Annotated in this window: 24 protein-coding genes; 6 read left to right on the top strand and 18 right to left on the bottom strand. The window is 72.2% G+C overall.

All coding sequences use genetic code 11. From position 1 onward, the window contains the following. Positions 1-2 precede the first annotated feature (2 nt). Positions 3-1334: an N-acetylmuramoyl-L-alanine amidase gene (locus RLT58_RS33655; protein ID WP_311314144.1), complete on the bottom strand. Its 1332-nt coding sequence runs from the start codon at positions 1332-1334 to the stop codon at positions 3-5. A gap of 401 nt (positions 1335-1735) precedes the next feature. Here RLT58_RS33655 and RLT58_RS33650 point away from each other — a divergent pair, with 401 nt between their 5' ends. Then, positions 1736-3949 (top strand): terpene synthase family protein, encoded by a 2214-nt coding sequence (locus RLT58_RS33650; RefSeq protein ID WP_311314143.1) that lies wholly within the window; start codon positions 1736-1738, stop codon positions 3947-3949. On the opposite strand, the gene RLT58_RS33645 is transcribed toward RLT58_RS33650, so the two are convergent. The 4 genes from RLT58_RS33645 to RLT58_RS33630 all read right to left on the bottom strand — a co-directional run bounded on the left by RLT58_RS33645 (position 3925) and on the right by RLT58_RS33630 (position 8054). Beyond that, entirely contained in the window at positions 3925-6306 is a 2382-nt protein-coding gene (locus tag RLT58_RS33645) for a glycoside hydrolase family 95 protein (protein ID WP_399131714.1), read from the bottom strand. The genes RLT58_RS33650 and RLT58_RS33645 overlap by 25 nt on opposite strands. A gap of 120 nt (positions 6307-6426) precedes the next feature. Beyond that, a complete protein-coding gene (locus tag RLT58_RS33640) occupies positions 6427-6927 on the bottom strand; it encodes a hypothetical protein (protein WP_311314142.1) in 501 nt (166 codons plus the stop codon). A 109-nt stretch (positions 6928-7036) separates the two neighbouring features. Beyond that, entirely contained in the window at positions 7037-7444 is a 408-nt protein-coding gene (locus RLT58_RS33635) for an ACT domain-containing protein (protein WP_311314141.1), read from the bottom strand. A 13-nt stretch (positions 7445-7457) separates the two neighbouring features. After that, a complete protein-coding gene (locus tag RLT58_RS33630) occupies positions 7458-8054 on the bottom strand; it encodes a CGNR zinc finger domain-containing protein (protein ID WP_311314140.1) in 597 nt (198 codons plus the stop codon). Between the two features lie 73 nt (positions 8055-8127). Between RLT58_RS33630 and RLT58_RS33625 the strand changes: the two genes are divergently transcribed. Beyond that, positions 8128-8781 carry a pyridoxine/pyridoxamine 5'-phosphate oxidase gene (locus RLT58_RS33625; protein WP_311314139.1) on the top strand — a complete coding sequence of 218 codons (654 nt, stop codon included), beginning with the start codon at positions 8128-8130 and terminating at the stop codon, positions 8779-8781. Between the two features lie 9 nt (positions 8782-8790). Here the strand turns inward: RLT58_RS33625 and RLT58_RS33620 are convergent, their stop codons facing one another. From RLT58_RS33620 to RLT58_RS33600, 5 genes are all read right to left on the bottom strand, one after another. Further along, positions 8791-9033 (bottom strand): DUF397 domain-containing protein, encoded by a 243-nt coding sequence (locus RLT58_RS33620; RefSeq protein WP_311314138.1) that lies wholly within the window; start codon positions 9031-9033, stop codon positions 8791-8793. A gap of 111 nt (positions 9034-9144) precedes the next feature. Then, a complete protein-coding gene (locus RLT58_RS33615) occupies positions 9145-10311 on the bottom strand; it encodes a thiolase family protein (protein ID WP_311314137.1) in 1167 nt (388 codons plus the stop codon). Continuing rightward, a complete protein-coding gene (locus tag RLT58_RS33610; protein WP_311314136.1) occupies positions 10304-11356 on the bottom strand; it encodes a thiolase family protein in 1053 nt (350 codons plus the stop codon). Before RLT58_RS33610 ends, RLT58_RS33615 begins: the two co-directional genes overlap by 8 nt. Then, a complete protein-coding gene (locus RLT58_RS33605; protein WP_311314135.1) occupies positions 11357-12298 on the bottom strand; it encodes a Zn-ribbon domain-containing OB-fold protein in 942 nt (313 codons plus the stop codon). A 15-nt stretch (positions 12299-12313) separates the two neighbouring features. Then, on the bottom strand, positions 12314-13114 hold the full coding sequence (locus RLT58_RS33600) for a crotonase/enoyl-CoA hydratase family protein (protein ID WP_311314134.1): 801 nt from the start codon (positions 13112-13114) through the stop codon (positions 12314-12316). A 166-nt stretch (positions 13115-13280) separates the two neighbouring features. On the opposite strand from RLT58_RS33600, the gene RLT58_RS33595 reads away from it, so the two are divergent. The 3 genes from RLT58_RS33595 (at position 13281) to RLT58_RS33585 (ending at position 17245) form a co-directional block, all read left to right on the top strand. Continuing rightward, the gene (locus tag RLT58_RS33595) at positions 13281-14909 is read left to right on the top strand and encodes an acyl-CoA synthetase (protein WP_311314133.1); all 1629 of its coding nucleotides are present in this window, start codon (positions 13281-13283) and stop codon (positions 14907-14909) included. Positions 14910-15077: 168 nt separating this feature from the next. Continuing rightward, the gene (locus RLT58_RS33590; RefSeq protein ID WP_311314132.1) at positions 15078-16151 is read left to right on the top strand and encodes a right-handed parallel beta-helix repeat-containing protein; all 1074 of its coding nucleotides are present in this window, start codon (positions 15078-15080) and stop codon (positions 16149-16151) included. A gap of 35 nt (positions 16152-16186) precedes the next feature. After that, positions 16187-17245, top strand: coding sequence for a methyltransferase (locus RLT58_RS33585; protein ID WP_311314131.1), 1059 nt, complete (start codon positions 16187-16189; stop codon positions 17243-17245). 72 nt (positions 17246-17317) lie between these two features. On the opposite strand, the gene RLT58_RS33580 is transcribed toward RLT58_RS33585, so the two are convergent. The 7 genes from RLT58_RS33580 to RLT58_RS33550 all read right to left on the bottom strand — a co-directional run bounded on the left by RLT58_RS33580 (position 17318) and on the right by RLT58_RS33550 (position 22628). Then, complete coding sequence (locus RLT58_RS33580) at positions 17318-17650, bottom strand: TcmI family type II polyketide cyclase (RefSeq protein ID WP_311314130.1); 333 nt, start codon at positions 17648-17650, stop codon at positions 17318-17320. 73 nt (positions 17651-17723) lie between these two features. Further along, positions 17724-18203 carry an SRPBCC family protein gene (locus RLT58_RS33575; protein WP_311314129.1) on the bottom strand — a complete coding sequence of 160 codons (480 nt, stop codon included), beginning with the start codon at positions 18201-18203 and terminating at the stop codon, positions 17724-17726. 1 nt (position 18204) lies between these two features. Continuing rightward, entirely contained in the window at positions 18205-18462 is a 258-nt protein-coding gene (locus RLT58_RS33570) for a phosphopantetheine-binding protein (protein WP_311314128.1), read from the bottom strand. Positions 18463-18499: 37 nt separating this feature from the next. Continuing rightward, on the bottom strand, positions 18500-19738 hold the full coding sequence (locus tag RLT58_RS33565; RefSeq protein WP_311314127.1) for a beta-ketoacyl synthase N-terminal-like domain-containing protein: 1239 nt from the start codon (positions 19736-19738) through the stop codon (positions 18500-18502). After that, complete coding sequence (locus tag RLT58_RS33560; protein WP_311314126.1) at positions 19735-21003, bottom strand: beta-ketoacyl-[acyl-carrier-protein] synthase family protein; 1269 nt, start codon at positions 21001-21003, stop codon at positions 19735-19737. The genes RLT58_RS33565 and RLT58_RS33560 overlap by 4 nt, the downstream gene beginning before the upstream one ends. Further along, entirely contained in the window at positions 21000-21434 is a 435-nt protein-coding gene (locus tag RLT58_RS33555; RefSeq protein WP_311314125.1) for a cupin domain-containing protein, read from the bottom strand. The genes RLT58_RS33560 and RLT58_RS33555 overlap by 4 nt, the downstream gene beginning before the upstream one ends. Before the next feature lie 72 nt (positions 21435-21506). Then, positions 21507-22628: a SchA/CurD-like domain-containing protein gene (locus tag RLT58_RS33550; protein WP_311314124.1), complete on the bottom strand. Its 1122-nt coding sequence runs from the start codon at positions 22626-22628 to the stop codon at positions 21507-21509. A gap of 175 nt (positions 22629-22803) precedes the next feature. On the opposite strand from RLT58_RS33550, the gene RLT58_RS33545 reads away from it, so the two are divergent. Beyond that, the gene (locus RLT58_RS33545) at positions 22804-24438 is read left to right on the top strand and encodes an FAD-dependent oxidoreductase (protein WP_311314123.1); all 1635 of its coding nucleotides are present in this window, start codon (positions 22804-22806) and stop codon (positions 24436-24438) included. 21 nt (positions 24439-24459) lie between these two features. Here RLT58_RS33545 and RLT58_RS33540 read toward each other — a convergent pair whose 3' ends face one another. Then, positions 24460-25983: an alpha/beta fold hydrolase gene (locus tag RLT58_RS33540; RefSeq protein WP_311314122.1), complete on the bottom strand. Its 1524-nt coding sequence runs from the start codon at positions 25981-25983 to the stop codon at positions 24460-24462. Positions 25984-26023: the final 40 nt, after the last annotated feature.

Genomic DNA, 26023 nt, shown 5'->3' with positions numbered 1-26023 from the left:
GCTCAGCGCACGCGGACGATGTCCACGTCGGAGGCCTTCACAAAGGCGATGCGGTGGCCGATCTGGACGGTGACGTACTTCTGCCTGCCCCGGAAGTACGAGTGGTCCAGGGGCAGCGAGGCGTCGATGGTGGGGGCGTAGAAGAAGCCGGTGGGCGCCTCTCCGCCGCCGGGGTAGGACTGCCCGGCCTTGATGGTGTACTGCAGGGGCGCGCCCACCCGCTGGTCGGCGAAGTCCGCCGGGTACTCGGACTTCTCCGGGTACGCCACCCCGTACACAGCCACCTCGTCCTTGCCCGCCTTGGGCCGGACGACATAGCCGGAGGTGGGGGTGGTGGTGCGGGTGCGGGCGGGGGTGCGGAACCAGGCCTTCTTGCCGTACCACCAGATCGCCGTCCAGCCGGGCGCGTGGTCCGCCACGACGGCCTGCTGGGTGGCGCTGATCTTGCTGCCCCAGTCGGCGGCGCAGTTGGTGCCGGGCGAGCCGTCCTGGTGCAGGCCGGGGTCGGAGAAGAGCGGGGCGTCCGTGGAGGGTTCGGTGTACAGCGGGACGGCGCTGGAGCCCTGGACGGGCAGGTCGACGCCCTTCTCGCAGTCGCGGAACGCCTGCTTGTTGTCCTTGAACCGGGGGCTGACGGTGACGAGCCGGCTGCCGGGCAGGGCGGTCGGCACGGTGGGCCTGCCGAGCAGCGCCATGAAGCGGTTCCAGTCCCAGTAGGTGCCCGGGTCCCAGTGCATGCCCGCGGTGCCGGCCGCGCTGGTGGGGGGTACCCCGTCGTGGCCGATGATGTGCTGGCGGTCGAGCGGGATGTCGTACTTGGCGGCGAGGTAGCGCACGAGTGCGGCCGTCGAGCGGTACATCTCGGGGGTGTACCACTGGGCGCCCTCGACGGCGACGCCCTCCTGCTCGATGCCGATGGAGTGGGTGTTGAGATACCAGTTCCCGGCCTGCCAGGCGACGTCCTTGTTCTTCACCATCTGCGTGACATGTCCGTCGCCGGACCGGACGACGTAGTGCGCCGAGGTCTGGTTCAGGGGGTTCTGGAAGATCTTCAGGGTGCTGTCGAAGTCCTCCTCGGTGTCGTGCAGCACGATGAACTTGATCTTGTTGCTGTGCGGCCGGTCCGCGGTGTCGTAGTTGCCGTACGTCTCCTTGTCGGCCGGGTCGCCGGTCTGCTGGTAGGCCGCCGGGACCCAGTCGCACGCGAGCCCGCGCGGGCATTCCGGCCGCACCCCGTCCGCGCCGGCCTGTGCCGCGGGACTGAGGAGCGCGACACTCAGCGCGCCTGCGGTGGTCAACGCGAGTGCGCGTCCGGTCCTGTGCTTGGACGTCATGACAACCCTTCTTGGAGCCGGGCGTTCCCCGAGCCGTTCGTGTCGAGAGGTCTGCGCGTTCCGATCTCGTGTTCCGCTGTGCGCGCACACTCTGTGACCTGAGGTGAGAGCGCGTCAAGAGCGTGGTGGGGGCGGCGGGCCGAGCCAGTGGACCAGACCACTGGCATGGCCTGTGACCTGCGGCCGGAAAGGAGCAACGGGTTTCTGGCAGTGGCCCGTTACCTGACTTTTACGCGCGGGCGGGGTGCGCGGTCCGGCCGCGGCGGCGTCCCTCGAACGGGCGTACTTCTTGTGTGACTAATTCCGGCTGTGCGTGCTCCGAACGGCCGAAGGGTAGTGCTGGCGCGGACAGACCGGCCGCGTGACGCCCACGCGGCCACGACCGGAAAGGCCGTACGCGCATGGCACAGCCCTTCACCCTGCCGGACTTCTATGTTCCGTATCCGGCGCGCCTCAACCCCCATGTGGAGGAGGCGCGGCAGCACACGAAGACGTGGGCGCGGACCATAGGGATGCTGGAGGGGTCCGGTATCTGGGAGGAGCACGATCTCGACTCCCACGACTACGCACTGCTGTGTGCCTACACCCACCCCGACTGCTCGGCCGAGGCGCTGTCCCTGGTCACCGACTGGTACGTGTGGGTCTTCTTCTTCGACGACCACTTCCTGGAGCTGTTCAAGCGCACCCCCGACCGCGAGGGCGGCAAGCGCTACCTGGACCGGCTGCCCGCGTTCATGCCGATGGAGCGCGGGGCGCCGACCCCGGAGCCGGCCAACCCGGTCGAGGCCGGGCTGGCGGATCTGTGGGCGCGGACCGTGCCCGCCATGTCGGACGCGTGGCGGGTGCGGTTCGCCGAGTCGACGAAGAACCTCCTCAACGAGTCGCTGTGGGAGCTCGCCAACATCAACGAGGGCCGGATCGCGAACCCCGTCGAGTACATCGAGATGCGCCGCAAGGTGGGCGGCGCGCCCTGGTCGGCGGGGCTGGTGGAGTACGCCGCCGGGGCGGAGGTGCCCGAGGCGGTGGCCGGCGAACGGGCGCTGCGGGTGCTGCGTGACGCGTTCTCGGACGGGGTCCATCTGCGCAACGACCTGTTCTCGTACCAGCGGGAGGTGGAGGACGAGGGCGAGAACAGCAACGGGGTGCTGGTCCTGGAGCGCTTCCTCGGCTGCTCGACGCAGGAGGCCGCCGAGGCGGTGAACGACCTGCTGACCTCGCGGCTCCAGCAGTTCGAGAACACCGCGCTGACCGAGCTGGGGCCGCTGTGCGCGGGCAAGGGACTGGACCCGGCGCAGACGGCGGCCGTCCTGGCGTATGTCAAGGGGCTCCAGGACTGGCAGTCCGGCGGTCATGAGTGGCACATGCGCTCCAGCCGCTACATGAACGACGGCGGCGCCGCCCGGGCCGCTCCGGGCTTCGGGATGGCCGCCGCCTCGATCCGCCTCGATCCGCGTTCGGAAACGGCGAGGCTGCGCAGCCACGCCCATCTGCCCTATCAGCACGTCGGCCCTTCCCTGCTGCCCGACTTCGACCTGCCGTTCGGCACGACGCTCAGCCCGCATCTGGACGGGGCCCGCGAGCGGCTGGTCGACTGGGCGGGCCGGATGGGCATCCTGGAGGCGCAGCCGGGGGTGCCGGGCTCGCACATCTGGGACGAGGAGCGGCTGCGGGCGATCGACCTTCCGCTGTGCGCGGCCGGTATCCACCCGGACGCCGATCCGGACGGGCTGGACCTGTCCTCGCGGTGGCTGGCGTGGGGGACGTACGGAGACGACTGGTTCCCGGTGGTGCACGGGCGGGCCCGTGACCTGGCGGGGGCCCGGCTGGCCAATGAGCGGCTCTCGCTGTTCATGCCGCTGGACGGGAGCCCGGTGCCGGAGCCGGTCAACGCGCTGGAGCGGAGTCTCGGCGATCTCTGGGAGCTGACCGCAGCCCCGATGGACGACGAGGGCAGGCGGGCCTTCCGCAAGGCCGTGGAGGACATGACGGCCAGCTGGCTGTGGGAGCTGGCGAACCAGGCGCAGAACCGGATTCCCGACCCGGTGGACTACGTCGAGATGCGCCGCATGACCTTCGGCTCGGATCTGACGATGAGCCTGTGCCGGCTGGGACACGGCAGGAAGGTGCCGCCGGAGATCTACGAGAGCGGCCCGCTGCGCTCCCTGGAGAACGCGGCGGCCGACTACGCGGCGCTGCTCAACGACCTGTTCTCGTACCAGAAGGAGATCGAGTACGAGGGTGAGGTGCACAACGGTGTCCTGGTGGTGCAGAACTTCTTCGGGGTCGGCTATGCGACCGGGGTGGAGATCCTCTACGACCTGATGAAGTCGCGGCTGCGGCAGTTCCTGCATGTCGCCGAGCACGAACTCCCGGTGCTGTACGACGACTTCGATCTGAGCGCCGAGGCGAGGGAGATTCTGGCGGGGTACGTGCAGGAGCTGAAGCACTGGATCGCAGGCATCCTGATCTGGCACCGGGGCTGCCGGCGCTACCGCGAGGAGGATCTGCGGCGGGGCACCGGCGCCCCGTGGCACCTGAACGGTCCCACGGGGCCCGGCACTTCGGCGGCGCAGGTGACCTCGCTGTTCGCTCAGCTGTCGGGGGTGAGTGTGTAGCTCTGTCCGGCGCGGGCCCTGATGACCTTCTCGCCGCTGGTGAACAGCGTGCTGCGGACGGTCGCTTCGCGGGTGCGGCCCGCCGTGAGCACCACACGGCGGGCCCGTCCGGCGGCCCACTCGATGTCGACGGTGAATCCTCCCCGGGCGCGCAGCCCGCGCACCGATCCGTCCGGCCAGCCGGCCGGGAGGGCGGGGAGGATCTCGATGACGTCGTGCTGGCTCTGGAGCAGCATCTCGGCCATGCCCGACGAGGCACCGAAGTTGCCGTCGATCTGGAACGGCGGGTGGGTGTCCCAGAGGTTGGGCAGGGTGGAGCTCTTCAGCTGCTCGGAGAGCATCTTCAGGGCGTGGTCGCCGTCCCGCAGCCGCGCCCAGAAGTTGATCTTCCATGCCTTGGACCAGCCGGTGCCGCCGTCGCCACGGGCGCCGAGGGAGATCCTGGCGGCTTCGGCCCAGGAGCTGCCCGCCTCGATCTGCCGGCCGGGGTGGAGGGCGAAGAGGTGCGAGACATGGCGGTGGTCGTCGGCGGGGTCGTCGCGGTCGCTCTTCCACTCCTGGAGCTGGCCCCAGCTGCCGGTCCGCAGGCCGGGGTCGAGCCGGTCGAGTGCCGCCGTGAGCCGGTCCCGGAAGGCGGGTGCGTCGCCTAGGGTGCGGGCGGCCTCCAGTGTGCTCGTGAGCAGGTCGTGGACGATCTGCTGGGACATCGCCGCCCCGGCGGTGAAGTCGCCGTGCTCGGGCGAGTAGCTCGGGGTGACGACGAGGAGGCCGTCGCGCGGGTCGGTGCGCAGGTTGGCCAGCCAGAATGCGGCGGCCTCCTTCATGGCCGGGTAGGCGGTGGAGCGCAGGTAGTCGGTGGAGCCGCCGAAGCGGTAGTGCTCGTACATCTGCTGGGTGAGCCAGGCGGCGGCCTCGGGGAACCAGAAGGAGGTGGACCAGTCGTGCACCCCGGTGAAGCCGAAGGGGTTGGTCTCGTTGTGGACGACCCATCCGTCGGTCCCGAACATCTCGCGTGCCGTTCGGCGGCCGGGCTCGCGCATGGCCTGGACGTAGCGGTCGTACGGGGCGGTGGTCTCGGCGAGGTTGGTGGTCTCGGCGAGCCAGTAGTTCATCTGGAGGTTGATGTTGGTGTGGTAGTCGGCGGACCAGGGCGGGGTGGTGGAGTTGTTCCACACGCCCTGGAGGTTGGCGGGCAGCGAGCCGGCCCGCGAGGAGGCGATCAGCAGATAGCGGCCGTACTGGAAGAACAGCGCCTCCAGGGCGCGGTCGGCGGGTGCGGCGCCGCCTGTGTAGGCGCTGAGGAGCTGATCGGTGGGCAGGTCGGGGAGCTGCTGGCCGATGTCGAGCGCGACCCGGTCGAACAGGGCCCGGTGGTCGGCGACGTGGGTGTCGCGGACGCTCTCGTACGAGGCGGCCGCCGCGGTGTCGACGGCCGAGGTGACCGCGGTGTGCGGGTCCTCGCCCCGGTAGCCGGGGTAGGTGTCCGCGTAGTCGGTGCCGGCGGCGAGGAAGAACCAGGCGCTGTCGGCCCCGGTGACGGTGAGGGTGCCGTCTCCCCCGGCGGTGACCGTGCCGCCGGTGGCGCCCACCCGGATCTGGGCCTCGAAGCGCAGTCCGTTGTCCTGGAGCGCACCGCGTACGGTGAGCCGGTCGCCGGCGGCGGTGGCGCTGAAGTCGTCGCGGGGCGAGGTGTAGCGCAGGGTGAAGGCGACCTGCCCGGGGCGGTCGGCGGTGAGCCGTCCGGCGATCACGGCCCCGGGGTGGGAGGCGAAGAACTCCCGGCTGTGGGCGGCCCCTTCGTGGGTGTACGTGACGGTGGCGAGGGCGGTGCGCAGGTCCAGGCCGCGCCGGTAGCTCGCGTCGGGGGCGGACGGCGCTCCCTCCATGTCCAGCCGCAGGTCCCCGAAGACCTGGTAGGCGCCGTAGCCGCGGCGGGCCTGGCCGAGTTCGGCGGCCACCGCGTCGGGACCGAGGCCGCCCTCGCTGTCCAGCCGCTCCTGCACACCGGCGAGGACGCCCGGTCTCGGGGCCGTCCAGTTGCCGAAGTCGTATCCGCCGGCCGAGCCCGGGCCGCCGGTCCACAGGGTCTTCTCGTTGAAGGTGAGGCGTTCGGAGGCGAGTGTCCCGTAGACGCTCGCACCGAGGGCACCGCCGCCGATGGGCAGGGACTCGCTCTCCCAGTCGGCGGCGGGAGCGCGGTACTGGAGCACCGGATCCGGGACGTCCTCCGCCCGCCCGCGCTTCCCTGATTCATCGGAGGTACCGAGCGCCGCCGCCGTGCCGGAGAGCGCCGGAACTCCCAGCGCCAGGGCGCCTGTTGCGCTGATCGCTGTCTTCACTGTGGTGCGTCGCGTCATCCCTGATGTCATGCCGAACGAGGCTAGAGGTCCGATGACTGTGCGGACAAGAGGCATGACAAAGCGGCCTCTTGGACAGAGGCCGCGGTGGCATGGAGGAGGCGGGCGGGCGGTGCCGGCTCAGTCCTGCTGGAAGAGCTCCGCGGGCAGCGGCTTCAGCAGGGTGTACAGGTCGTCGGTGATCGGCCGGTCCCAGCTCGCGATGGTCACGAGCACACCGTCGCTGCGGTCGAACTGCACGCAGGAAATCCGGCTCTCGGAGAGCTTCACCCGGCGGACGATCAGCAGGTTGTCGCCCTGCATCACCGGCATGTCCTCGGTGCCAGTGACCTCGACCGGCTCGTCGTTCTCCAGCGCCAGCAGCAGCTGGGCCACCTCGAAGGGGACCTGCCCCTCCTCGGTCTCGCGCGCGGGCGAGCCCTCCGGGAGGTTGCCGATGATCATCGCGGGGCCCCGGCCGCCGAACAGGTCGTACCGGAGGAACACGCCCTGACAACTGCCGTCGGGCGCGGGCAGCAGACCGGCGCCGAGGTTTCCGGGCCAGTCACCAGGGTCCATGGCCAGGACGTCGAAGTCGGGGCCCGCGGGGGTGGCGGCACTACGGCGGCGGAGGAAGGACATGCAGACATGTTACGTGTCCTGGCCCACCTCGCCGAGCCGGGCCCGTAAGCCCACCGCCGTTGCCGCCGCCCTTGCGCCACCGCCGCCCCGGCCGTCACACCTGCCCCGTTCAGCCGATGCGCGACTCCGCCGCCAGCGTCTCCAGTACGGCGACGGCGTCGGCGGCCCTGTCGTGCGGGACGAAGAGGTGGTCGTGGTGGAAGCCGGCCACCACGTTGCAGCTGATCCCGACGTCGGTGAGGGCGAGGGAGACGGCGGCGGTCAGCCCGACCGCGTCGAGTGCGGAGTGCACACGGAGCGTGATCCAGCCCGCCGGGAAGAAGTGCGCCAGCCCCGCGGCCTCGGCCTGCTCCTGGGGGAGCACCAGGGTGAGCCCCTCGCTCTCGTGGACCGTGACGACGGGTGCCGTGCCCTCGGGCACGGCACCGCCGGGCACGGTCGCGAAGACATAGCGGCCGGGGTGCAGCTCCGGGCGCAGCCCGCTCAGCAGGACTCGGAGATCGCTTTCACCTGTCACGCCCCCACGCTACCTACGGTGTGCGGTGGCGCTCGTGGTGGCGTGCCACCCGGGCCCGGTTGCCGCAGGACGGCTTGCACCACTCCTGGCGCGGGTGCTCCTTGAGGAAGTAGCGCACGCAGCGGGGTGCGTGGCAGGCGCGCAGGGCCGCCCGGTCGGGTCCGGCGAGGAAGGCGATGGCGGCGCGGGCGAGGGCGGCGGGCAGTGCGGGTCCGGCCGCTGCCGCCGCAGGACGGTGCCGGGCGAGGGGTTCACCGTCCGGCGGCCAGTCCAGGCGGGGCACGACGGGCACGGCCGCGGCGGCGGCGTTGAGCCGGGCGAGCGCCTCCTCGACGGGGATCAGCCGGTCCGCGTCCGCCGGGCTGGGCGCACCGGGGCGCACCGCGTGCGCGAAGAGCGCCCGGACCGCGCCACGCAGCGCGCGTACGGCGTCGAGGTCGGCGTCCCCGGCGGTCCAGTCCCCGGGCAGCGGGAGCCGGCCGAGCAGGTCGGTCCGGTCGCGGACCCAGGCGGTGAGGCCCACCGGGGTGTCGAGGTCGTCCGCGACGCCGCCCCGGCCGTCGTGGCGGACGGTGAGGGCCAGGTCGAGGGCGAGCCGGGTGCCGGACATGAGCTAATGCTAGCGTGAAGCACAACCATTAGATCGTGGCCGTGTGGTTCGGCGGCAGCACGGGGAGGCCGGGATGAGTGAGCTGCGGCAGTTGCTGCGGGGGATCGAGGTGTTCCAGGGGGAGCTGCCCGGGTTCGACCCGCGCACGGCGCCGGACGACCCGGCCGAGCTGTTCGTGGCGTGGCTGCGGCACGCACTGGCGGCCGGGGTGCGCGAGCCGCATGCGATGACCCTCGCCACGGCGGGCGCGGACGGCAATCCGACGGCGCGCACCCTGATCCTCAAGGACGTCACCGCCGGGGGCTGGCAGTTCGCCTCGGACACGGGCGGGGTCAAGGGCCGCGATCTCGGTGAGCGCCCCTATGCGGCGCTCACCTTCTACTGGCCGCCGCTGGCCCGGCAGGTGCGGGTGCGCGGTCCGGTGGTCGCGGAGAGCAGGGAGCTGAGCGCGGCGGACTTCCTGGCCCGGGGCGCCGGGGCGAGGGCGGAGGCGCTGCTCGGCCGCCAGAGCACCCCGCTCACCGACCCGGCCGAGCGCGACGCGGCGGTGCGCGCCTCACTGGCCCGGCTGGAGCGGGAGCCGGATCTCGTACCGCCGGGGTGGACGCTGTACACGGTGCGGCCGCAGAGCGTCGAGTTCTGGCAGGGCGACCGGGAGCGCCGGCACACCCGGCTCAACTACCGTGCGCAGGACGGCGGCTGGCTGCGCGAGCTGCTGTGGCCGTGAGGCGGCTCGTCAGGTCAGGTCGAACTCCCCGTCACGGGCGTTGAGTACGAAGGCCCGCCATTCGGCCGGGGTGAAGACGACCGAGGGGCTGCCGGGGCGGCCCGCGTTGCGCATGGCGATGAAGCCCTCGACGAAGGCGATCTGGACATCGCCGATGCCCTGGCTGCCCGATGTCCACCGCGCGCCGCTCAGGTCCAGTTCCGGCTTGTCCCAGCCGGCGAAGGGGGGTGGGGTGGTCCTGCTCTCCGTCACGTCCGTTCCTCCCGCTGACGATTGCGGCCGGGGCAAAGCCTAGTGAGCGCCGCCGGTCCCGAACAGGCCGCGGAGTGCGGCGATGCGGCCCGTCCGGGAGGGGCGGCGGGATCAGCGTGCGGGCGGTTCGGCGCCGACCAGCCACATGGCGAAGAACTGCGACCCGCCGCCGTAGGCGTGGCCGAGCGCCCGGCGCGCGCCGTCCACCTGGTGCTCCCCCGCCCGTCCCCGTACCTGAAGGGCCGCCTCGGCGAAGCGGATCATTCCGGAGGCGCCGATGGGGTTGGTGGAGAGCACCCCGCCCGAGGGGTTCACCGGCAGGTCGCCGTCGAGTTCGGTGACTCCCGCCTCGGTCAGCTTCCAGCCCTCGCCCTCGGCGGCGAAGCCGAGGTTCTCCAGCCACATGGGTTCGTACCAGGAGAACGGGACGTACATCTCGACGGCGTCGATCTCCCGGCGCGGGTCACCGATCCCGGCCTGCCGGTACACATCGGCGGCGCAGTCCTTGCCGGCCTGCGGCGAGACGAAGTCCTTGCCCGCGAAGAGGGTCGGTTCGCTGCGCATCGCACCGCCGTGCACCCAGGCCGGCGGATGCGGCGAACGGTCCGCGCCGGCCCGGTCGGTGAGGATCATGGCGCAGGCCCCGTCGGAGGACGGGCAGGTCTCCGAGTAGCGGATCGGGTCCCAGAGCATGGGCGCGGACTGGACCTTCTCCAGGGTGATGTCCGGGTCGTGGATGTGCGCGTACGGATTCTTCAGCGCGTTGCGGCGGTCCTTGTACGCGACGAGGGAGCCGACGGTGTCGGGCGCCCCGGTCCGGCGCATGTAGGCGCGCACATGAGGGGCGAAGAAGCCGCCCGCGCCGGCCAGCAGCGGCTGCTGGAACGGGATGGGCAGCGAGAGCCCCCACATCGCGTTGGACTCCGACTGCTTCTCGAAGGCGAGGGTGAGGACGGTGCGGTGGACCCGTGCGGCGACGAGGTTGGCGGCGACGAGCGCCGTCGAGCCGCCGACGGACCCGGCGGTGTGGACCCGCAGCAGGGGTTTGCCGACCGCGCCGAGGGCGTCGGCGAGGTAGAGCTCCGGCATCATCACGCCCTCAAAGAAGTCGGGGGCCTTGCCGATGACGACCGCGTCGATGTCCGCCCAGGTCAGGCCGGCGTCCCGGAGGGCGGCCGCGGCCGCCTCGCGGACGAGGCCGGCGAGGGAGACGTCGTGGCGGGCGGCGACGTGCTTGGTCTGGCCGACGCCCACGACGGCCACGGGCTCCTTAGGCATGAGCGCTCTCCCCTTCGAGTACGGCGACCAGGTTCTGCTGGAGGCACGGTCCGGACGTGGCGTGGGCGAGCGCCCGGTCGGACTCGCCGCGGTGGATCCGGGCGGCCGCCTCGCCGAGGCGGATCAGCCCGGCGGCCATCACCGGGTTGGCGGCCAGAGCGCCGCCGGACGGATTGATCCGGACACCGTCGCCGAGGCCGAGCGCCTTGCGCAGGACGACCTCCTGGGAGGTGAACGGGGCGTGCAACTCGGCGGTGTCCACGGGACGTTCGAAGGCTCCGGCCCGTTCGGCGGCGAGCCGGGCGGACGGCGAGTCGGTCAGCTCGCGCACCCCGAGGCCGTGGGCCTCGATGCGGTGGTCGATGCCCCTGATCCAGGCGGGCCGTGCGCACAGGGCGCGTGCGGTGTCCCCGGCGGCGAGTATCACGGCCGCCGCGCCGTCGCCGACGGGCGGGCAGTCGCCGGTGCGCAGCGGCCCCACGAGGCGCTCGCCGGCCGGGACGGCGCCGCTGAGCTGGGCGTGCGGGTTGTCCGAGGCGTCGCGGCGGCTGCGGGCGGCGACGGCCGCGAGCGCGGCCTCGTCGGTGTCGCCCGCGTCGATCAGCGCCTGTGCCTGGAGGGCGGCGAGGGCGACGGAGTCGGGCCACAACGGGGCGGTGTAGTACGGGTCGAGCTGCCGGGTGAGGACGTCGCGCACCTGGCCGGGCGAGGACTTCCCGTAGGCGTAGACGAGCGCGGTGTCCGCCTCGCCGGTCTGGATCTTCACCCAGGCCTCGTACAGGGCCCAGGCGCCGTCCATCTCCACATGGGACTCGGAGATCGGCGGATGGGCGCCGACGCCGTCGAGCGCCATGGTGAACGAGAAGGCGCGGCCCGCGAGGTAGTCGCTGGAGCCGGAGCAGGTGAAGCCGATGTCACTGGTCCTCAGGCCGGTCGCGTCGAGGACCCGGTGCAGGACGGGCATCAGCATCTCGACCTCGGAGAGGTCGTCGGTGCGCCGCAGATGGTCGGTCTGCGCGAAGGCGACGATCGCTACGTCCCGCATCTAGACCAGCTCCTTGTACGTGTCGTAGTCGGCGTCCGGCTCGCCGGTGGGCCGGTAGTGGTCGGGGTGGCGGCTGCCCTCGGCCCAGACGGGCTCCACGCGCAGCCCCATCCGCACCTGGTCGTAGGGGATGCCGCCGATCCGGGCGTGCAGGGCGAGGTCGGCACCGTCGAGGGCGATGTGCGCGTAGACGTAGGGCACCTCGATGTCGAGGTTCTTCGCCTTGATGTTGACCACGCAGAAGGTGGTGACCGTGCCGCGCGGTCCGACCTCGACCTGTTCGGAGGTGGCGACCCCGCAGGTGGGGCAGGCCCCCCGGGGCGGGACGTACACCTTGCGGCAGGACGGGCAGCGCTCACCGACGACGCGGTGTCCGGCGAGCGCCTCCAGATAGGCGCTCTGGGCGCGCCCCGGTGAGTAGGTGTAGTCGAGGCGGGCCGGGGTGACGATGCCGGTGACGGGGTCGGCGAACACCCCGTCGTGCGGCGAGGAGACACCGGGTGCACCCTCGTGGGGCTCGAAGCAGGCGATGTCCGTGATGGCACCGGTACGGGACTCGGCCCAGCGGATCCGGACACGCATTCCGGTGCGGACGGCATCGGGTCCCGGCGCGTCCAGGACGTGGAGGAGCGCGGTGTCGGCGCCGTCGAGCCGGACGAGGACCCAGGCGAAGGGGGTGTCCAGGGGCTGGGCGCGACGGGGGCGGGGGTTCCAGGCCCAGGTGGTGACCGTGCCGGTGGGGGCGACCTCGACCAGGTCGCGGATCTCCTCCGCGGTGACGGGGTCGTACTCGACGGGCGGGACCAGGACCTTGCCGTCACCGGTCCGCACGCCGAGCACGGTGCGTTCGCGCAGTCCGGTGAGGAAGGCACTCTGCACCGGGCCGAGGGAGCGGGTGAAGGGGAATTCGACCACCAGCGGTGCGCTGAGGACGTCGGGCACGGTTGCCTCCTGCAGTCAGGCCCGCCGGTAGACGGGCGGGCGCTTCTCGGCGAAGGCGCGGGCGCCCTCCTTGGCGTCGGCGGTGGCGAAGACGGGCCAGCCGCGCTTCAGTTCGGCGGCGAGGCCGTCGGTCTCGGTCATCTCGGCGGTCTCGTACACCGAGGCCTTGACCTCCTCGACGGCCAGCGGCCCGCACGCGTTGATCTGCTCGGCGACGGCGAGCGCCGCGTCCAGGGCGGTGCCGTCGGGGACGACGCGGCCGATCAGTCCGATCCGGGCCGCCTCGGCGGCGTCGTACGGGCGGCCGGTGAGCAGCATTTCGAGGGCGTGGGTGCGGGCGATCTGGCGGGGCAGCCGGACCGTGGAGCCGCCGATGGGGAAGAGGCCGCGCCGGACCTCGAAGAGGCCGAAGGTGGCGCTCTCGCCGGCGATGCGGATGTCGGTGCCCTGGAGGATCTCGGTGCCGCCCGCCACGCAGTGGCCCTCGACGGCGGCGACGACCGGTTTGCGCGGCCGGTGGTGGCGCAGCATGGCCTTCCAGTGCAGATCGGGGTCGGCCGTCATCCGGTCGCGGTACCGCTCGCCCCCCATGCCGCCGCCGGCAAGGGCCTTGAGGTCCATTCCGGCGCAGAAGCAGCCGCCGGCGCCGGTGAGGACGACGGAGCGGATCTCCTCGTCCGCGTCGGCCGCCAGCCAGCCGTCGTAGAGGCCGACCAGCATCGGCAGCGAGAGCGCGTTCTTGGCCTCCGGCCTGTTCAGGGTGAGCACCAGTGTGGCGCCTTCGCGCTGCACGGTGAGGTGTTCCGTACCGCCCATGGTCTGTCTCCCGTCTCACGGCTAGAACAGGTTGCAGTAGTCGGGGAGGCAGTTCAAGAGTTTTCTGACAGTCAGTCAGATTTCTTCGCCGGGCCCCCTTCCCACTTGTGACGGTCGGCGCTCTAATGACCGCCGGGCCACTCAGCAACCGGGGTCAGGAGGAACGGTGGAGTACAACCTTGCCGACCTGTTCGAATCGGTCGTCGACGCTGTCCCGGACCGCGAGGCGCTCGTCCACCTCGACCACCCCGGTACGGGCGCCGAGCGCAGGCTCACGTACGCGCAGCTCGACGCCGCCGCGAACCGGCTCGCCCACCACCTCGTCGACGCCGGCATCGGCCCCGGTGAACATCTGGGGCTGCACCTCTGCAACGGCGTGGAGTACCTCCAGACCGTGCTGGCCTGCCTCAAGGCGCGCATCGTGCCGGTCAACGTCAACTACCGCTACGTCGAGGAGGAGTTGGTCTACCTCTACCGGGACGCGGATCTGGCGGCCCTCGTCTTCGACGCCGAGTTCGACGAGCGCGTCGCCGCCGCCGCGCCCCGGGCGCCGAAACTCCGCCATCTGGTGCGGACCGGCGCGGGCGCGCGGGAGTGGACCGGGCCGGACGCCGTCGCGTTCACCGCGGCGGAGGCCGCCGGGGATCCGGGGCGCGGCTTCGCACCCCGCTCGCCCGATGACCAGTTCATCATCTACACCGGCGGCACCACGGGCATGCCCAAAGGGGTGATGTGGCGTCAGGAGGACCTGTTCTTCGCCGGTCTCGGCGGCGGCGCACCCACCGGGGACCCCGTCAGAACGCCGCAGGAGCTGGCCGAGCGGGTGGCCGCCGGCGGGGACGGCATCACCTTCTTCCCCACTCCCCCGCTGATGCACGGCACCTCGACGCTCACCGCGTTCATCGCTTTCAACTTCGGCCAACGAGTCGTCCTGCACCGCAAGTTCGTCCCGCACGAGGTGCTCCGTACGATCGAGAAGGAGCGGGTCACCAGTGTGTCGCTGGTGGGCGACGCGATGCTGCGCCCGCTGATCGACGCACTGAAGGGGCCGCTGAAGGGCACCGACTGCTCGGCGCTCTTCTCGGTCTCCAGCTCCGGCGCGATCATGTCCGACTCGGTGCGGGCGGAGTTCCAGGCGCTGGTGCCGAACGTGATGCTGCTGAACAACTTCGGCTCCTCCGAGTCCGGCTTCAACGGCACCGCGACGGCCGACTCAAGCCCTCGGAACGGCTTTCGTCTCCGGGTCAACTCCCGTACCGAGGTGGTCGATCCGGCGACCTACGAGCCGGTGGCCCCGGGCGAGCCGGGGCGGATCGCCCAGCGCGGTCACGTACCGCTCGGCTACTACAACGACTCCGCCAAGACCGCCCAGACGTTCTTCCGCAAGGGCGACGAGCGGTGGGTGCTGCTCGGCGACATGGCGACGGTCGACGCCGAGGGCATCGTCACCGTGCTCGGCCGGGGTTCCCAGTGCATCAACACCGGCGGCGAGAAGGTGTATCCGGAGGAGGTCGAGCAGGCGCTGAAGTCGCACCCCGATGTGTACGACGCGCTGGTCGCGGGCGCCCCGGACGCCCGCTGGGGCAGTCAGGTCGCCGCCGTGGTGCAGCTACGGGAAGGCGCCGACGCGCCCTCGCTCGACGAGGTCCAGGCACACTGCCGTACCCGGCTGGCCGGGTACAAGATCCCCCGCCGTCTGGTGATCGCCCCGCAGATCCGGCGCTCCCCCAGCGGCAAGGCGGACTACCGCTGGGCCCGCTCGGTCGTCGCGCCCGCCGGTCCGGCCGAGGGCTGAGACGGCCGCCGCGCCGGGCCCGGACCGCGCGCGAATCACCCGAGTGCACGGCCCCGCGTGCACGGCGGACGCGGGGCGGCCCCGATGGCGTAAGCCATTCGGGCGCGTCCCGTGTCCAACCGCTCACCCTGCGTGGCATCGGGGGGTGATCGCCCATAGCTTCGGCTCATGAGGAAACGACACATCACCTGCCTCGTGGGCATCGCCGCCGTCTCTGCCGCCGGTCTGGGCACCGCCGCGGCCACCGCATCCGCCGACGCCCCGGGCGTGCGGGTCGTGCGGCCGGGCCAGTCGATCCAGGCGGCCGTCGACGCGGCGCGGCCCGGGGACACCGTGCTCGTCCGGCCCGGCACCTACCGGGAGAGCGTGCTGATCAGCACGCCGGGACTGACCCTGCGCGGCTCCGGCGACCGTACGGTCATCGTGCCGGGCGCGAGCGGGGCGCAGCCGGACAACGCCTGCGCGAAGGCCGGCAACGGAGTCTGTGTGCTGGGCACGGCCCAGCACACCGTGGACGGGGTGTCCGTCCGGTCGCTGGCCGTCTCCGGGTTCGCCGCCAGCGGCGTCTGGGCGTCCTGGACGGACCGGCTGGAGGTCCGGTCGGTCACCTCGGCGTCCAACGGCGTCTGGGGCATCGCGCAGCAGCGGTCCACCCGCTCCGACCTCCGGGACAACACCGCCCGCTCCAACGGTGACGCGGGGATCTTCGTCGCCAACAGCGTCGACGAGGAGGGCGGGGCCACCGACACCGGCGGCACCCGGGTCCGGGGCAACACCGTGACGGACAACCGGATCGGGTTCACCGCGCGGCGGGTGCGGAACCTGTCGGTGCGCGACAACGACTTCACCGCCAACTGCAGCGGGGTGTTCGTCGTGGGCGACGAGGGCACCCCGCGGGCCGGTGCCATGAGCGTCCGGTCCAACCGGATCACCGGCAACAACAAGTTCTGTGCCGCCACCGACCGGCTGCCCGCGATCCAGGGCTCCGGGATCGTGCTGACCGGCACCGAGTCCACCGAGGTGCGGTCCAACGAGATCCGCGACAACGTGGGTGACACCCCGCTCTCGGGCGGCGTCGTGCTGTTCAAGAGCTTCGTGGGCGCGAAGAACACCGACAACACCGTCAGCGGCAACGTGGTTCTGGGCAATCAGCCGGCGGACCTGGCCGACCGGGACACCGGTACGGGCAACCGCTTCACCGGCAATGTCTGCACGACCTCCGCACCGGCCGGGCTGTGCTGACCGGTGACCCCCCGCACAAGGAGAAGCGAGACGGTATGACCACCGTGAGCCCCACCCCCACCACTCCCGTCCAGCCCCTTCCCACCCCGCAGCCGGCGATGCGGCTGCGCGAGATCGTGTTCGGCGCCGCCCGCTCCGCCGCCGTGCGCGCGGCGGCCCGGCTGGGCGTGGCCGACGCGCTCGGCGAGACGCCCGCCACCGCCGCCGAGCTGGCCGCGGCGGTCAAGACCGAGCCGGAGCCGCTGCGGCGGCTGCTGCGCGCCCTGTCCTGCTACGGCGTCTTCAGCGAGAACGCCGACGGAACCTTCGCCCACACCGACATGTCCCGGCTGCTGCGCGAGGACGACCCGCAGAGCCTGCGGTACATCTCGCTGTGGTGCACGGAGCCCTGGACGTGGGAGGTCTGGCCCCGGCTGGACGACGCCGTGCGCACCGGCGGGAACGTCTTCGAGGACGTGTTCGGCAAGGAGTTCTTCGACTACCTGCACCAGGACGCCCACGAGTCCGCCCAGGTGTTCAACCGCGCCATGACGACCTCCAGCGTGCAGTCCGCGCTGGACGTCGCCGCGCTGCTCGACCTCACCGGGGTGTCCGTGGTCGCCGACATCGGCGGCGGCCAGGGGCACGTCCTGGCGAGCCTGCTGGAGAAGCACCCGTCGGTCCGCGGCACCCTGATGGACCTGCCGGGGGTGATCGCCCGGGCCGACGAGCGGCTGCGCGAGGGCGGTTCGCTGGCCGGCCGGGCGGCGATCGTGGCCGGGGACTGCCGGGAGGGCATTCCGGTGGCGGCCGATCTCTACATCATCAAGAACATCCTGGAGTGGGACGACGACAGCACCCGCCGGGCGCTCGCCAGTGTCGTCGCGGCGGCCCGTCCGGGTGCCCGGGTCGTCGTCATCGAGAACCTCGTCGACGACACCCCGTCCATGCGGTTCACCACCGCGATGGACCTGCTGCTGCTCCTGAACGTCGGCGGTGCCAAGCACACCCGGCAGAGCCTCGTGGAGCGGCTGTCGGACGCCGGGCTGCTGATCGGTGAGGTCCGGCCGGTCAACCCGTACCTCCACGCGTTCGAGTGCGTGGTCCCCGACTGACCCCGGGACCCGGCGGCACATGGGACCGCCCCGGGTCCGGCCAAGTGGCCGGACCCGGGGCGGTCGTCGTCGTCACGCGCCGGCGTCGCGCTCCCAGCGGTAGAACTCCTGGGCCATCGCGTCCTTCGGCCCCCGCCAGGTCTGCGGGTCGTAGGGGCTGACGAAGGCAGTGAGCCGGTCGCTGATGTTCTTGAACTCCGGGTGCTCGGTCACCTTGGCGATCTCCGGGCCGGGCGGGCGCTCGGACTCGATGAGATGCAGGTAGACGTCGCCGAACTGGAACAGCTTGCGCCGGGTGACGCCCACCAGGTGCGGCAGCTCACCGCTGTCGGAGGAGGCGAACAGCTCGGCGATGTCCGGCGCGGACTCCGGTGCCATCCGGGCGACGATCAGGGCGTGGTGCATCGGGCGATGCCTTTCTGGTACCCGGTCCGGGGCCCGGCCGGGGGGCCGGGGCGGGCCGTCGTCGGACGGTGCGTCAGTTGGCGGGGACCGCCGCCGTACGGCGCTCGCGGTCGCGCTGCTCGATCTTGTCGCGGATGAGCTCCATCTGGACGCGGGAGTTGCGGTTGATGTTGTCCGTCATCCACGCGTCGTCGACCGGGGCGTCGGGGCGCATCGCGAAGTCCTGCGTCCAGCGCATCCGGGTGCCGCCGGGGGCCTCGGAGTACTCCCAGTGGATGTCCATGTGCTGGAAGGGGCCGGGCTCGACGCGGCGGGCCCGGACGGCGCGCCCGGCGCGGTCCGTGGTGCGCTCGGAGACCCAGCTCCACACCTTGTCGTTCTCGTCGGGGTGCATGGTCAGGCGGAAGGTGGTCCGCTCGCCGTCGCGCTCGATGACCTCGACCGAGGCGTACTCGCTGAACAGCTGGGGCCAGTTCTCCAGATCGTTCGTCATGTCCCAGACCAGGTCCAGGGGCGCGGCGATGACGATCTCGTTCTCGGTGTGTCCGGACACTTCAGGCTCCTGTCACGAGGGTGTTGTTGACGAGGTCGAGGAACTCGCGGGGCGTCTTGCACCGGTCGGCGTCGGCCGGCAGCGGCTGTCCGTGCCGGTTCTCCAGGACGCCGACGATGCCGAGGAGGCCCAGCGAGTCGAGGCCGAACTCGTCGAAGGCGGTGCCGGAGCGGTTCTCCATCTCCTTGGGGTCGACGGTCAGTCCGGCGCCCTTCTTCATCAGCGCGGCGAGCTCTTCATACGTCAGTCGTTCGGTCATGGGGACTGCTCCTTCGGACAAGGGGTGTCGGTGGGGCTCACGCGGGGCGCCGCAGCACCATCGCCGCGTTGGACCCCATGAGGCCGCGGCTGAGCACGAGGGCCGTGCGCAGCTCGGCGGGGCGGGCCCGGCCGGTGACGACGTCGAGGTCGTGGCAGACCTCGAAGACGTTGGGCGTGGGCGGGACCAGGCCGTTCTCCATGGCGAGGACGGCTGCGGCGGCGTCCAGCACGGGCGCCCCGCAGTAGGCGCGCCCGATGCCGGTCTTGGGCGCGGTCACCGGGACCCGCCGGCCGTGCGCGCCGAGCGCGTCGGCGACGGCCAGTGCCTCGGCCCGGTCGGCGGCGGGTACGCCGAGCGCGTCCGCGAAGACCACGTCGATCTCCTCGGGCGCGACGCCGGCCTCCCGCAGGGCCCCCTCGATGGCGTGGGCGAGGCCCTCGCGGGACTCCTCCCAGCGCATCGCGGTGGTGAACGTGGCGGCGTGTCCGGCGACTTCGGCCCTGATCCGGGCGCCGCGCTCCCGGGCGGACTCCTGCTCCTCCAGGACGAACATCGCGCCGCCCTCGGCGGGCACGAATCCGCAGGCGTCCGCGGTGAACGGGCGGTAGGCCCGGTCGGGTTCCTCGCAGGCGCTCAGGTCGCGGTAGCCGAGCTGGCAGACGACGGAGTAGGGCGCGAGCGGGGCCTCGGCCGCGCCGACCACCACCGCGTCGGTGCCGCGCGCGATGGACCGGCCGGCGTGCGCCAGCGCGTCCAGGCCGCCGGCCTCGTCGCTGGCCACCACCCCGCACGGCCCCTTGAAGCCGCCGCGGATGGAGATCTGGCCGGTGCTGGCCGCGTAGAACCAGGCGATCGACTGGTAGGGGCCGACGTACTTGGAGCCCTGGCCCCACAGCCGCTGCAGTTCGCGCTGGCCGAACTCGCCGCCGCCGGACCCGGCCGCGGTGACCACGCCCACGCTGAACGGCTCGTCCTCGTAATCGGCGCGGCCCAGCCGTGCGTCGTCCAGGGCCATGTCGGCCGCGGCCATCGCGAAGTGGGTGAACCGGTCGGTCTGGACGAGGTAGCGCTCCTCGATCAGCGAGACCGGGTCGAAGCCCCTGACCTCGCCGGCCACATGCAGCGGCAGCTTCTCGCAGCCCTCGCGGGTGACCCGGTCCAGGACGCTCAGCCCTTCCTGCGTCCGCTTCCAGAACGCCTCGGTGCTCGCCCCGTTGGGGGCGACGACGCCGATGCCGGTGACGACGGTGCGCCTGGCCTTTCGGGTGCTCATGGTGTCCTCCCACCTGTTCGGGTCAGGGCCACCGCGGACTGGAAGCCGCCGAAGCCGCTGCCGACCGACAGGACGCTGCGCAGCTTCAGCGGGCGGGCGGTGCGCGGTACGTAGTCGAGGTCGCACTCCGGGTCCGGGGACTCGTAGTTCGCCGTCGGCGGCACCGTCTGGTTGACCAGCGCCAGGACGCAGGCCGCGATCTCTATCGCGCCGATCGCGCCCAGCGAGTGCCCCACCATCGACTTGATGGAGCTCATCGGTACGTCGTGGGCGTGCGCGCCGAGCGCCCGCTTGACGGCGGCGGTCTCGTGCCGGTCGTTCTGCTTGGTGCCCGAGCCGTGCGCGTTGACGTAGTCGATGTCCGACGCGGCGATGCCCGCGTGGCCGAGCGCCCGGTTGATGGCCTCGGCCATCTCCAGGCCCTCCGGGGTCAGCCCGGTCATGTGGTAAGCGTTGCCGAAGGTGGCGTACCCCGCGATCTCGCAGTACACGGTGGCGCCGCGGGCCCGGGCGTGCTCCAGCTCCTCCAGGACGAGTACGGCCCCGCCCTCGCCCATCACGAAGCCGTCGCGGCGGGAGTCGAAGGGGCGGGAGGCGTGCTCCGGGTCCTCGTTGTTGGCGGAGGTCGCCTTGATGGCGTCGAAGCAGGCCACGGTGATCGGGGTGATCGGCGAGTCCGACGCGCCGGCGATGCAGACGTCGACCCGGCCCTCCTCGATGGAGTGGAAGGCGTAGCCGATCGCGTCGAGGCCGGAGGTGCAGCCCGTGGAGACGGTCTGCACCGGTCCGTGCGCGCCGACCTGCTCGGCCACGGCCGAGGCCAGTGAGCTGGGCGAGAAGGCGCGTTCCAGATGAGGCCCGGCCGGGCGGTGGTCGACGTCCCAGCGGGCGCCGCTCTCGCTGACGGCGACGTAGTCGTGCTCCAGCCGGGTGGTCCCGCCGACGGCGGTGCCCAGCGACACGCCCATCCGCCAGGGGTCGGTGCGCTCGGTGTCCAGGCCCGCGTCGGCGAGCGCCTCGCGGGCGGCCACCATCGCGAACTGCACATACCGGTCCGCGCGGGCGACCTCTTCCGCGTCGATCCCGTACGCGGCGGGGTCGAAGTCGCACTCGGCGGCGATCCGGGAGCGGAAGCCCGCCGGGTCGAAGAGGGTGATGCCGCGGGTCGCGGTGCGCCCGTTGGACAGCAGGTCCCAGAAGGCCGGCGCACCGATGCCTCCCGGGGCGACCACGCCGACGCCGGTGACCGCCACGCGCCGGGTCATGAAGCGGCCTCGGTTCGTTCTGGCGGCGCGCCCCGCTCGGCCGTCTCGGTGACCTCGGTGTCGACGTGGCCGAGTTCCGGGCGGGGGGCGAGCGGTCCGAGGTGGAAGACCATACGGGCCTCGATGTCGCCCACGTTGCGGAAGCGGTGCTTCACGTGCGGGGGGATGAGCAGTCCCTGGTCGGGGCGCATCGCGTGCGTCTCCCCGTCCAGGTCGACCTCGAGGAGCCCGTTGACGACGTACACGAACTCCTCGGAGTACGGGTGGTAGTGCTCACCGATGCGGTCGCCGGGCTGGACGATGGCCAGGCCCATGAAGCCGCTGGTGGCGCCCACCGCGGTCGGCGTGAGCAGGGCCCGCAGGTCACCTCCGCGCCTGCGGTTGGGCTGGGTCTCACTGAGGTCCACGATGCGTGGCCGGTGCGTGGTCATGACTGCTTTCCTCCTGGCGCAGGGCGCGTTGTGAAGACGGGTCGAGCGAGAACCCCCCGGGTGCGGCGCGGCTCAGGACTCCGCGGCCCGCCGGTCGGTGATCGGCTGCATCTGGGAGCGGGCGAGGAAGCGCGCGGCGTCGGCGTCGCTCGTCGGTACGGCGTTCGCCTCGCCGTCGAGGAGCCGGGCGAGGCGGGCGGCCTTGCCGGCGCCCTGGATGCCGAGTGCCCGGGCGGGCTCGGCCTCGAGCGGTCCCTCGACCTCCAGCAGACGGACGACGATGTCGTCCCGCTGGAAGATGGTGCTGCTCCCGATGGGGCTGGCCTGGTCGTCGGCCTCCTCCTCGTCGTGCTCGGCGAGGAGCCGGGCCAGGGCCATCCCGCAGCCCTCCTTGGCCTGGTAGAAGAGCGCGTGGCGCTCGACGTCGCCGGCGCTGTGGCGGCCCGTCGTCACGTGGTGGACGGTGGGCAGCGCCGCCCGGGTGAAGAACATCCGGGCGGAGTCGGGGTCGGCCAGGTCGCGATCCTGCTCCAGGTACGGGTTGATCGCTTCCTCGACGGCCCGCACCTCGGGCTGCCGGGAGACGTGGCGCAGGGCCGCGAGGAGGTCGCCCTCGACCTCGACGGCCCGCACCACCCGGTTGCCGTGCATGAACAGCGAGGTGCGGCGCAGCCGGGTGTGCTCGTCGACCCGGGCCTGCGGGGAGTCGTAGTCGGCGAGGATCTTCGCGACCATCTCCTCGGTGCCCGGCTTGACGGTGAAGGTCAGCGCGTGGCGCACGACCCCGTCCCCGAGCCGGGGCGCGGCCTGGAGGCCGCCCTTGACCGGCTCGAAGCTCTCCTCGAAGGCCGCGCCGGTCTCGCGCAGGACGCTGAAGCGCAGCGAGCGGGTGTCGCGTACGCAGCTGTGCAGGGGCTGCACGGTGGCGACGTGCTCCTCGCTGTTCACCCAGGCGAGGAAGGGCGGGGCGCTCTCCCACTCGCTGGTGATCAGCCACTGCGAGGGGTTCTCGATGGACTGGCACAGCTGGTCGCTGATGTGGCCGGGGATGGAGGCCACCTGGTTGCGCATGTGCTCGTACGCCTCCAGGAACTGCTTCTGGGCGCCGTCGTACAGGTCCAGCAGCAGGATGACCCGCAGCCGTGATCCGTCGAAGGCGGACTGCGAGGTCCGTTCCGAGAGGGTGGTCGTCATCTTGCGAACTCCTTCGAGGCCGTGGGCGTCGTCTCCGTGACCGATCGTGAAACGCTGGTCCGCCTGACGCGAGATTTATGAACCGTTCAGGTGAGCGGGCGTCCGAAGCGCTCCGGGAAGGCTCCGACACGGGCATGGACACTGCATCTGTACGGCGTCGGAGCTGGAGCAACTGATGAACGAGCACGTCGACCTGCACGTACCGGTCCTCATCGTGGGCGGCTCCCTGGTGGGCCTGTCCGCATCCCTTTTCCTCGGTCGGCTCGGCGTCGAGCACCTGCTGGTCGAGAAGCACGCCGCGACCTCGACGCATCCGCGCGGCCGGGGCAACAACGTCCGCACGATGGAGGTGTTCCGCCGGGCGGGGGTGGAGCCGGGGATCCGTGCGGCGGCCTCGGTCCTGGCGGAGAACCACGGCATCCTCCAGGCCGGCTCGCTGACCGGGGACGACCAGGAGTGGCTGTTCAAGGAGATCGACCCGGGCGGCGCGCTGGCCCGCTTCAGCCCGACGGGCTGGTGCCTGTGCAGCCAGAACGACCTGGAACCCGTGCTGCTGGACCGGGCCCGGGAGCAGGGCGGCGATCTGCGGTTCTCCACCGAGCTGATGTCGTTCGACCCGGACGGCTCGGGCGTCTCGGCGGTGCTGAAGAACAGGGAGACGGGCGAGCACACCAGCGTGCGGGCGGACTATCTCATCGCCGCCGACGGTCCGCGCAGCCCGGTCCGCGAGCAGCTGCGCATCGGCCGTTCGGGGGCAGGCGACCTGTTCCACAACGTGAGCATCACCTTCCGCTCGCGCCGGCTCGCCGAGGTGCTGGGCGACCGGCGCTTCATCGTGTGCTACCTGACGAATCCGCAGGCGGAGGGCGCGCTGCTGCCGGTGGACAACGAGCGCGAGTGGGTGTTCCACGCGCCGTGGCAGCCGGACCGGGGCGAGACGCTGGAGGACTTCACGGACGAGCGGTGCGCCGCGCACATCCGTACGGCGGTCGGTGCGCAGGACCTCGATGTGGAGATCACCGGCAAGGCACCGTGGCATGCCGCCGAGCGGGTGGCCGACCGCTACTCCCGGGGCCGGGTCTTCCTCGCCGGTGACTCGGCGCACGAGATGTCACCCACCGGGGCGTTCGGCTCCAACACGGGGATCCAGGACGCGCACAACCTGGCGTGGAAGCTGGCCGCCGTACTGCGCGGCGAGGCGGGCCCCGGACTGCTGGACACCTACGGGGCGGAGCGGCTGCCGGTGGCCCGGGCGACGAGTGAGCGCGCCTCGGCGCGGTCCGGCGAGCACAGCCACCCCGGGTACGCCCCGCCGCCCTCCGTCGGCGGCGGCAAGCGGGGCGGGATGCTGAACGTGGCGCTCGGCTACCGCTACGTGGACGGCGCGGTGCTGGGCGTGGACCCGGCCCTGCCCGTGGTGCCGGAGGGGATGCGGCTGACGGGTGAACCGGGCAGCCGGGCCCCCCATCTGTGGGTGACCAGGGCCGGTGAGCGGATCTCCACCCTGGATCTGTACGAGCGCTCCTTCGTACTGCTCACCGACGCCGCCGACGCGGTGTGGCGGCGGGCCGCCGCCCGGGTCGGCGACCGGCTGGGCGTGCGGCTCGACGCGTTCGGGATCGGCACGGGACCGGGCGGCGACCTGGAGCCGGAGGCCGGTGCCGACTGGGCCGAGGCGCACGGGACGGACCGGGAGGGCGCCGTGCTCGTGCGCCCCGACGGCTTCGTCGCCTGGCGCTCGGAGTCGGGCGTCGAGGACGCCGACGCGGTGCTGCTCGACGTCATGACGGCGCTGCTGCACCGCTCCTGACGCCGCTTCACCGCACGGGGATCAGCTCAGACCGAACGACCGGAGGGCCGCCACGAACTCCTCCGGCCGTTCGGTGTGCACGAGATGGCCCGCGTCGATGGTGACGAGCCGGGCGCCGGGGATCTCCCGGGCCATCCAGGCGAGGTCCTCCTGCGCGATCTGGCTGCTCGGACCGCCCCCGACGACGAGGGTGGGCGCGGTGATCTCGCCGAGGCGCTCGCGGCCGGCCGGATCGGGCTCGTTGAGCTGGGCGTTGATGGACGGCACCACCGGCCAGTCGAAGTCCAGCGGCTCGTCGGGGCGTTCGACGGGACCCCGGGGCGGGTCGAGCGGAAAGGGCGGCGGCGCCTCCTCCAGGACGAGGCGCCCGATGAGGCCGGGCTGCCGCTCGGCGAGCAGATAGGCCGCGACCCCGCCCATGGAGTGGCCGACCACCGTCGCCCCGGCGAGGTTGCGCACCTCCAGGAAGGCGTGCAGGTCGTCGCGGAACAGCTCGAAGGAGTAGCGGCCGGTCCAGTCGCTGAGACCGTGGCCCCGGAAGTCGAAGGCGTACACCCGGTGGTCGGCGGCGAGTTGTTCGGCGACGGTGGTCCAGGTGGTGCTGTCGCCGCACCGCCCGTGGGCGAGGACGACGGGCGGTGCGGAGGGGTCGCCCCACACCCGGTGGGCGAGCCGGATCCCGCCGGCCTGGACGCTGTGCACCTCCGGGTCCAGGAACGCGCCGACGGTGCGGACGAACGCCCCCGGGTCGTCGAGCCACGGGAAGTGCCCGGCGCCGCGCTGCACGGCGAACTCCGCGTGCGGGAAGAGCGCGGCGAGTTCGGCGGCGCGGTCGGGGGTGGTCACTCCGTCGTACTCACCGGCCAGGACCAGCACCGGGGCGGCCAGCTCACGCAGCGCGGGGACCGTCGCGGCCGGGTCGAACGCGCCATCGGCGTAGTACTCACGGGCCGCGAGGGCGTTGATCTGCGACGGCGAGTCCGCCGCGTGGGCCCGGGCCGCGCCGTCCCAGCGGCCGTACAGGAACGGCCGTGCGGCCGCGCGCAGTTCGTCCGTGAGGCGGACGGCCCAGATCTCCTCCTGGGCGGGCAGCGCCGCCGCGTACCAGGGTTCCGAGCTGCGCAGCTCGGCGGCCTCCCGGGCCTCGCGCGCGGCGAAGGGGAAGCCGACGGCCCGGGTTCCGGGGGCGACGAGGATCAGGCTGCGCAGCGCCCGGGGGTGGCGCGCGGCGTAGAGCGCGGCCAGGTCCCCGGCGGCGGAGTGGGCGAGCAGATCGATCCGTTCCTCACCGAGGTGGAGGCGCAGCGCCTCGACGTCGTCGACGAGGCGGTCGCAGCGGCAGGTGGTGAGGTCGTCCGGCACGGCGGATTCCCCGGTCCCGCGCAGGTCGAGGAGGATCAGCTGCCGGTGGCCGACGAGTCCGCCGAGGTCCCCGAGATAGGCACTCGCCCGCATGGCACCGCCCGGCAGGCAGATCAGCGGTGCACCCTCCCCCTTCACGTGATAGGCGAGCTCGGTTCCGTCGTACGTATGAAAAGTCGGCATGGACCCATCCAAACAGGGCCGACCGGGTGATGCAGCCGTG

Origin of the sequence: Streptomyces sp. ITFR-16 (assembly GCF_031844705.1) — a bacterium.
GTDB lineage: Bacteria > Actinomycetota > Actinomycetes > Streptomycetales > Streptomycetaceae > Streptomyces.
The sequence above is the reverse complement of the archived record's forward strand: the minus strand, read 5'-3'. Positions and strand labels throughout refer to the sequence as shown.

What these genes read in the sequence shown, in the direction of transcription:
- RLT58_RS33590 (WP_311314132.1), top strand. Translation starts at nt 15,078, where the DNA reads ATGAGGAAACGACACATCACCTGCCTCGTGGGCATCGCCGCCGTCTCT.
- RLT58_RS33625 (WP_311314139.1), top strand. Translation starts at nt 8,128, where the DNA reads ATGAGTGAGCTGCGGCAGTTGCTGCGGGGGATCGAGGTGTTCCAGGGG.
- RLT58_RS33615 (WP_311314137.1), bottom strand. Translation starts at nt 10,311, where the DNA reads ATGCCTAAGGAGCCCGTGGCCGTCGTGGGCGTCGGCCAGACCAAGCAC.
- RLT58_RS33645 (WP_399131714.1), bottom strand. Translation starts at nt 6,306, where the DNA reads ATGACGCGACGCACCACAGTGAAGACAGCGATCAGCGCAACAGGCGCC.
- RLT58_RS33655 (WP_311314144.1), bottom strand. Translation starts at nt 1,334, where the DNA reads ATGACGTCCAAGCACAGGACCGGACGCGCACTCGCGTTGACCACCGCA.
- RLT58_RS33640 (WP_311314142.1), bottom strand. Translation starts at nt 6,927, where the DNA reads ATGTCCTTCCTCCGCCGCCGTAGTGCCGCCACCCCCGCGGGCCCCGAC.
- RLT58_RS33550 (WP_311314124.1), bottom strand. Translation starts at nt 22,628, where the DNA reads ATGACGACCACCCTCTCGGAACGGACCTCGCAGTCCGCCTTCGACGGA.
- RLT58_RS33630 (WP_311314140.1), bottom strand. Translation starts at nt 8,054, where the DNA reads ATGTCCGGCACCCGGCTCGCCCTCGACCTGGCCCTCACCGTCCGCCAC.
- RLT58_RS33600 (WP_311314134.1), bottom strand. Translation starts at nt 13,114, where the DNA reads ATGGGCGGTACGGAACACCTCACCGTGCAGCGCGAAGGCGCCACACTG.
- RLT58_RS33560 (WP_311314126.1), bottom strand. Translation starts at nt 21,003, where the DNA reads ATGACCCGGCGCGTGGCGGTCACCGGCGTCGGCGTGGTCGCCCCGGGA.
- RLT58_RS33585 (WP_311314131.1), top strand. Translation starts at nt 16,187, where the DNA reads ATGACCACCGTGAGCCCCACCCCCACCACTCCCGTCCAGCCCCTTCCC.
- RLT58_RS33540 (WP_311314122.1), bottom strand. Translation starts at nt 25,983, where the DNA reads ATGCCGACTTTTCATACGTACGACGGAACCGAGCTCGCCTATCACGTG.
- RLT58_RS33580 (WP_311314130.1), bottom strand. Translation starts at nt 17,650, where the DNA reads ATGCACCACGCCCTGATCGTCGCCCGGATGGCACCGGAGTCCGCGCCG.
- RLT58_RS33565 (WP_311314127.1), bottom strand. Translation starts at nt 19,738, where the DNA reads ATGAGCACCCGAAAGGCCAGGCGCACCGTCGTCACCGGCATCGGCGTC.
- RLT58_RS33650 (WP_311314143.1), top strand. Translation starts at nt 1,736, where the DNA reads ATGGCACAGCCCTTCACCCTGCCGGACTTCTATGTTCCGTATCCGGCG.
- RLT58_RS33610 (WP_311314136.1), bottom strand. Translation starts at nt 11,356, where the DNA reads ATGCGGGACGTAGCGATCGTCGCCTTCGCGCAGACCGACCATCTGCGG.
- RLT58_RS33545 (WP_311314123.1), top strand. Translation starts at nt 22,804, where the DNA reads ATGAACGAGCACGTCGACCTGCACGTACCGGTCCTCATCGTGGGCGGC.
- RLT58_RS33570 (WP_311314128.1), bottom strand. Translation starts at nt 18,462, where the DNA reads ATGACCGAACGACTGACGTATGAAGAGCTCGCCGCGCTGATGAAGAAG.
- RLT58_RS33555 (WP_311314125.1), bottom strand. Translation starts at nt 21,434, where the DNA reads ATGACCACGCACCGGCCACGCATCGTGGACCTCAGTGAGACCCAGCCC.